Below are 6,569 nucleotides of genomic sequence, written 5' to 3' on the forward strand. Positions count from 1 at the left end.
AAATAAAACTAAAAATATATGTTTGAATTTCATTTCAAATTTAACCATTATCATATCTGCTACGTATAATATGAAGAGTAAAACGATTATAGCCTCTAACAAGAAACTGTTGTAAGAAGCTAAATTAACCTGTTTTAATATTGTGAATGTCAAGATACCCTGTGTTGAAAAAATTAATAACAATATAAGTATAGGCACTAATTTTTGACTAATAATAGAACTTTTATTTTGCATATAAAACCTCACACTTATTTGTAATAGTCTTACCACTCATTATTACTATAATAATAATGAGCTAGATCTTTAGTGATATTTCTAACATTATATATTTCTTCCTCTGATAATATTTTTTTCCACCTCTCAATATTATCTTTACTATTTCTCTTTAAATCATGAACTAAATTATTTTTAGGATTTGTAGGGTTTGAGCTCACAGTGTATGTTTTAATCACTTTTTTTACATTACTATCAAAATCTATATTTAGTTTATTATAGAGACCCTCAAACTCCTTTATTGGATTTATGGATAAATCCTCATGTTTTACGGAAATCATCGCAGGGTTTCTATGTAAGTAACTAAATAAAACTTCATGAATACAATTCCACAAAATTGCATCTCTCTCAACTGTAGTTATACTACTTAAATTTATATTTTTTAGATGTGAATTTAAAAAATCACCAAACAGCTCTCTCTGCTCTATTAACCTTTCTAATGGAAAATGCCAATCTAACCTCTTTAGGCTAGCAACGAAAGCAGCTGGATGTCTTATTAACATTACTACTTCCATATCAAATCTATTATGTAACCATTCCGATGCCATACAAGCAATAGGGTCTTTAAGGAGATATCTCTCAACACTATTACTTCTAGTAGATTTTATATATTCAATATGTGACCCACTTTTCAAAAATAATCTAGCTGTTTTTTTAAATACACTATCATCTTTTTTTTGAATTCTCTTAAAAGATGCCCTTCCATTCAACAAATCCTTTACAAGATTCTCATAATACTTCTCATTACTTATTCCTTCCTTTACGTATACATTCCAATTATCAATACCCTCAATACCGATATTTGGATTAAATGGCTCATTAATGAATCCTATGTTTTTAGGAATGCTTAACATTTTCCCCGTAAAGGTAGTACCACTTCTATGGGATCCTGTTAGCAGTATATTTTTTCCCAATCTAATACACCTTCTTTATTCAGTTATATTATTCATTTAGTTAATTTTTCTAAAATCTTATTCACTTTTTCTTTTTTATGGCGATCGTTAAAATGTTTTTGTGCTCTACTGTTTAATTCTTGAATAATAGTATTAAGTGTCTTTTCGTCTGAGTTAATAACATTTAAAATGCTATTAACTAAGCTCCTAGGATTATTACTTTCAAATAAAAGCATAGGTTGTTTTATCATTTCAGGTATCCCGTCTACTTTAGAACCGATAACAATCTTATTCATCGCCATAGCTTCCATTACAACAGTTGGAAGCGGGTCCCTTCTACTTGGAACCACAAGAAAATCAATCTCGCTTAGGAAATCTTTAATTTGGATTTCGTTTAAATTTTTCCTAACTACTAACTTTTTTTCTAAATCCGGCCATTTTCTCAAACATTTTTGGTATAGTTTTTCATCTATATAATTAGTGGCAATGTATAGCTCAATATTTTCTGTTCCATTTCTACTGAGAATGTTAATTGCCTCTAAAAGGAGGTCTGGACCTTTCCTTTGTATAAATGACCCTATAAACCCAATTTTTATTGGTTGAGAAGACCTGTTAAATGAGGTAATTTTAGTATCATTATTTACAAAATAGCTATTCTCAAGTCCATTATATACCACAGATACATCATTACGATTTATTTCATACTTAGCAGCCTTAGATACTGTAATAACTTCATTTGAATTTTTCACAGCTCTTTTAATGCCATATCTTCTCAAAGGATTCCTTATACTACTTACCATATCATGTATATGGACAACCAATGGTAAGGGACTTTTTTTAAATGAAGCATAAATTGCTTCAGTAGAGTTATTTGCGTAAACAACTTCAGGTTTAGTAATAGAAATCACAGTTTTGATTTTTTTCCAAAAAAGTTTGCTAAGAATCATCGGGAAATATTTATTTATAAAATTATTCTTTTCTATATTTAAAGTATAAACATTTCCTATTCCAAATTGTCTTTCTAAACGATTTTTCAAATCACTATTGTTATTTAACAAAGCAAAAATCGGCTTAATTTTTTCATTATCTTTGAGATACCGTTCCAAGACAATTTCTGCGCCAGAATACTGAAGACCATTTATTATAAACAACACCTTCATTTTACGCCTCATCCTTAGCCTGGTGCTTTGACCATGTTGTGATTTTATAACCCAATATTTCCTCTAAGGATTCAATATCCTTTTGATAAAAGTCAATTAAATAGGACCTTGTTTCTTCAGATATTTCTAATTTTTTATAACTAAAGCTTCTTAGTTCCCCAGATATTTTCCCCCTAATATTAGATGGAATTATTGGTTTCAAAATTTTTTTTAAGAAATTCTTTTCATTAGCTAGATAATTTATAAATTTATTCTTTGGAACGCCCGAGACGTTATATTTAGCACCTCTATTTTTTATCCTAACTTTCTCATTTATACCTAGAAACTTATAAATTTCATATAAATTCGCATCTAGATCTTTTTTAAAATTTTCATAAATTATTACTTTAACATTATCTTCCCCAAAAACCTCTATGTATTTTTTCACTTGTTTAGAATATAACCCAACATTTTTGTAATGCCATATAAATTCATAATTATTATCAATTCGGTATTCCTCTTTTCTAAGCCCCTCATCGAAAGAATATTTTTCTCTAAGATCTCTCTTTAAATGTGTATAAGCAGAAACTGCTCTGTCTATCGGATCTCTAAGCATAATAATTATCTTTGCATTAGGATTAAAAGAATGTAATTCCTTAGCTGTATTATAGTAGTAAAGATATTGAGTAGATGCTTCACCCGCAACTTTTTCACTATTATATTGGTTAAATATTTTTTTATATTTTACTTGATTTGTAATCCATTTTTTTTGATTTTCTAAATCACCTGGCCCTTTTAAAGGCAAATCAATATACTTTTGGCAAAAGAAATGCGGTTCTTTTGTAGATGACATAAAGACTTCTGGGTGGGCATTTAAATAATTATAGAGAGCGGTCGTACCGGATTTTGCTGCACCAACTATAAATAAATTCGGAATAATTTTAGACATAATATAATAACCTTCCTCGTATCAATTAATAAGCATTTTTCGAGCCAAACAAGACTGTAATTGTCTTAACTATTAGTTTTATATCTATGAATATATTTCTTTCGGTAATATATTTCAAATCTAATTCTATCCACTCTTTAAAACTAATATCATTTCTCCCGCCCACTTGCCAATAGCAAGTTAAACCAGGTAAGACTCTAAGCCTAAGTTTTTCATAATTAGAATATTGGTTAACCTCCTCTAGTATGGGAGGGCGTGGGCCAACTAAACTCATTTCACCCTTAATTACATTAATTAATTGAGGCAATTCATCAATGCTCGTTTTTCTAATAAACGCACCTATTTTTGTAATTCTCGGGTCTTTCTTCATCTTAAATACTGGACCATCTGCTTCATTTTCATTAATTAAAGAAGCCTTTAATTGTTCGGCATTGGATACCATCGATCTAAATTTATACATATTAAATTTTATTTCGTTTTTCCCTACTCTAGTTTGCTTAAATATAACATTCCCTCTAGGATCATCAATTTTTATAAGAATTGAGACTAGTATTAGGAGTGGAGCCAAGAGTATTAAACCTAATATTGATAAGAATATATCCATCGAGCGCTTCAAAAATAAATAATACATACTTTCGTTGATCCTAAGGTTGTATGATGGTATTTCAGTGGTATTATTGCTTTTCAAGAAATACACCTCTTTCAGAAAAATTATTAAAATAGTTACTTTCTCATAGTTAAGACAATATATGCCTTACTTACGGGCCATTGAAAGTGTAGCAGTTTTTACCAATCATATAAAGACCAAAATATCTTTATTAATCATTCTTAACAATTAAATTCAGGTGAAATACTATTCAGACTATTAAAAGAGAGGGCTTCTTTAGTAAGTTCAAGGAAACAAACATAATTTTTTTCTTCTTTTAGTATTTCGTATCACGGGGGAATAAGCTATATCTAATCAGGTGAGTGATCTTCTTGTTATTTAGATAACAAAATTTCTTTATTTTCCTGAAGGTAAGGAAGAACTGGCTAATCTTTTCTAAGCATATGAATCATTACTTGTTAAAGATCAAATGACATTTGAATGCTCAAATTGTTTAAGGAAGACAATTTCAGGACGACTTCTACCAGTTGCATAATTGAGAGTTTTTTCATATCTAGGAACATGAATTGAAGGAAATTCTACAAAACCATGTTTGCTTGTTAATTAGAGTACTCCATCTTTCACGTATCCTTCTATTAACTCTCCAGAGGCCAAGTTTGTTGACATGGTGAATTTTTATAGTTGTTAATTCTATTTTTAGCTTACTATTGTATTCTTACACTTTTAATAATGTCAAAATCTGGTGGTAATCAGATACTCCATTTTTTAATGTGGGTTATCAACGATGGTATCAATTCCACCTTCAACATCAACATTTGCCATCTATACTATCTTCCTGCAAATTGAAATTTCACAATTCCATAGATATATTTATATGTAAATCAACCGCTATTAGAGAAACTCCTTCTAATATTTATTTTTTGAAAAATAATATATAGATAAGGATACCTTAGATTTCAACAAGGGTAAACAACATTTGCTAATTTTTGCACAAAGGAAAGTGTTAACGATAGATCTCTTTACAACTAAACTTTAAAATAAGCCAAAAACTTTTGTTTTTTAACATTTTCAGGCGGTTCTGCTGCTAACACTCTGCCCTTAATCACATCTTCCGCATTCTCAGATAGTAAGAAAAGCATATCTGACCCAAACCCATTTTTAACAACTTCATAAGAATCTGTTAGACAGAACCCTCTCGTTGAAATATTGTGGGCATCCGTTGCTACTATATGAATCAGATTATGCCCTAATAACTGATGAGAAAATCTCTGTATTTTCTTCCCAAATCCCCCGCTAATACTGCCAGCAGTCAATTGAGAAAAAACTCCGTACTTGACTAAAGAATAAAGCAGATGTGGTTGCTCAATAATCTGTTTATTTCTTTCTGGATGAACAATTACCGGCTGATAGCCAGCCAATTGGAGATCAAAGAATACTTGATCAGCGTACCTCAGGACAGTAGATGATGGAAATTCGATAAGCACATAGTAGTATGTTTCATTAATCGTTAGAATTTCATTATTCTATAAACCAACCAAAATCTCACCATAAATTCTTATTTCGTGACCTTGGAATGACAGTTAGAGGAATATGTCTTACCTGTAGCTGACTGTTTAGTTCATTCACTTGAATAACAATATCATGCTTAAAGTTATCAAAGCTTCCATTAAGATGATGAGGCGTCGCAACGATGGTATCGATCTTATCTGCGAGGGCAGACGCTGCCATTTTCATACTCTCTTCGATGATTTGTACTCCGTCATCAACTCCTGCAAAATGTGACTATGAATATCTATCACCCCCCTACTCCCTTCTAAAAAGTCTTATACCCTATATAATAATCTGAATTGTTTTAAAATTCGCAAATAACATCAGTATATTATAGCAGTGTGTAAATGCATTAAGGTTATTTATTGCTACATCCTTCGATATATAGTAATCCCCCTAAAAAAAATGAGATTCCTTCCCCATACTAATTAATAGTAAAAAAAGAAGCTTTGACCGCTTCTCTCTCATGACTTACTTACCATAGTAGTAGTAATAACTGCTAGATTTAACATCCTTATCATTTAATACGACACCAAGAATCGTTGCTTTTGATTGAAGCAACTGTTCTTTGGCTTTAATAGCCGCTTCCTGTTCAGTTTGCTTACTGCGAACAACCAATAAGACTCCATCCACAAAAGCTGACAATACCTGAGAATCCGTCACCGCTAGAACAGGCGGGGTGTCAAAGATGATCATGTCATATTTCTGATGAGCCTCATTAATGAACTTCTTCATTTTTTTCGATCCTAACAACTCCGAAGGATTCGGTGGAATAGGACCACACGGTAGTAAATCAAGATTGTCGATATGGCTTTCTCTCACCAAATCAGATAGAGGCCGTTCACTGACTAAATAATTACTTAAACCATAGGTGTTATCGGTTCGGAAGGTATAGTGTATGGTAGGTTTCCGCAAATCTGCATCTACGAGCAACACTTTTTTCCCTTGCTGGGCAAATACTACAGCTGTATTGGCAGTAGTGATAGATTTCCCTTCGGATGGACTTGCTGAAGTCACAAGCATCGTTTCCAATTCTTTATCTACAGAAGAGAACTGGAGGTTCGTGCGAATGGTACGGAACTGTTCAGCAATGGGTGATTTCGGATTATCGTTTGCAATTAAACTTCTTGCACTCGTTTGCAATGTTTTATTATTTTTTT

The 6,569-nt window shown here is 31.4% G+C and carries 8 protein-coding genes; all 8 read right to left on the reverse strand.

Features of this window, described 5'->3' with window-relative positions; all coding sequences use genetic code 11:
- Positions 1-234: hypothetical protein (locus tag LD39_RS23545; protein ID WP_035545626.1), on the reverse strand; the 234-nt coding region annotated here is incomplete at its 3' end.
- A gap of 29 nt (positions 235-263) precedes the next feature.
- On the reverse strand, positions 264-1,187 hold the full coding sequence (locus LD39_RS09705) for a sulfotransferase domain-containing protein (RefSeq protein ID WP_035545628.1): 924 nt from the start codon (positions 1,185-1,187) through the stop codon (positions 264-266).
- A 32-nt stretch (positions 1,188-1,219) separates the two neighbouring features.
- Complete coding sequence (locus LD39_RS09710) at positions 1,220-2,326, reverse strand: glycosyltransferase family 4 protein (protein WP_035545629.1); 1,107 nt, start codon at positions 2,324-2,326, stop codon at positions 1,220-1,222.
- A gap of 1 nt (position 2,327) precedes the next feature.
- Positions 2,328-3,254 carry a sulfotransferase gene (locus tag LD39_RS09715; protein WP_035545631.1) on the reverse strand — a complete coding sequence of 309 codons (927 nt, stop codon included), beginning with the start codon at positions 3,252-3,254 and terminating at the stop codon, positions 2,328-2,330.
- A gap of 25 nt (positions 3,255-3,279) precedes the next feature.
- Positions 3,280-3,885: a sugar transferase gene (locus tag LD39_RS09720; RefSeq protein ID WP_081988405.1), complete on the reverse strand. Its 606-nt coding sequence runs from the start codon at positions 3,883-3,885 to the stop codon at positions 3,280-3,282.
- Positions 3,886-4,886: 1,001 nt separating this feature from the next.
- Positions 4,887-5,375: a CpsB/CapC family capsule biosynthesis tyrosine phosphatase gene (locus LD39_RS23900; protein ID WP_369793231.1), complete on the reverse strand. Its 489-nt coding sequence runs from the start codon at positions 5,373-5,375 to the stop codon at positions 4,887-4,889.
- 28 nt (positions 5,376-5,403) lie between these two features.
- Entirely contained in the window at positions 5,404-5,589 is a 186-nt protein-coding gene (locus LD39_RS23905) for a hypothetical protein (RefSeq protein WP_369793229.1), read from the reverse strand.
- Between the two features lie 291 nt (positions 5,590-5,880).
- Positions 5,881-6,569, reverse strand: a 689-nt coding sequence (locus LD39_RS09730; RefSeq protein ID WP_369793230.1) for a CpsD/CapB family tyrosine-protein kinase, incomplete at its 5' end; no start/stop codon positions are given.

The sequence above is a fragment of the Halobacillus sp. BBL2006 genome, from assembly GCF_000786645.1.
Lineage (GTDB): Bacteria > Bacillota > Bacilli > Bacillales > Halobacillaceae > Halobacillus.

Excerpts from the sequence above, each read along its gene's own strand:
- LD39_RS09720 (WP_081988405.1), bottom strand. The coding sequence starts at position 3,885 with ATGTATTATTTATTTTTGAAGCGCTCGATGGATATATTCTTATCAATA.
- LD39_RS09715 (WP_035545631.1), bottom strand. The coding sequence starts at position 3,254 with ATGTCTAAAATTATTCCGAATTTATTTATAGTTGGTGCAGCAAAATCC.
- LD39_RS09710 (WP_035545629.1), bottom strand. The coding sequence starts at position 2,326 with ATGAAGGTGTTGTTTATAATAAATGGTCTTCAGTATTCTGGCGCAGAA.
- LD39_RS23905 (WP_369793229.1), bottom strand. The coding sequence starts at position 5,589 with ATGGCAGCGTCTGCCCTCGCAGATAAGATCGATACCATCGTTGCGACG.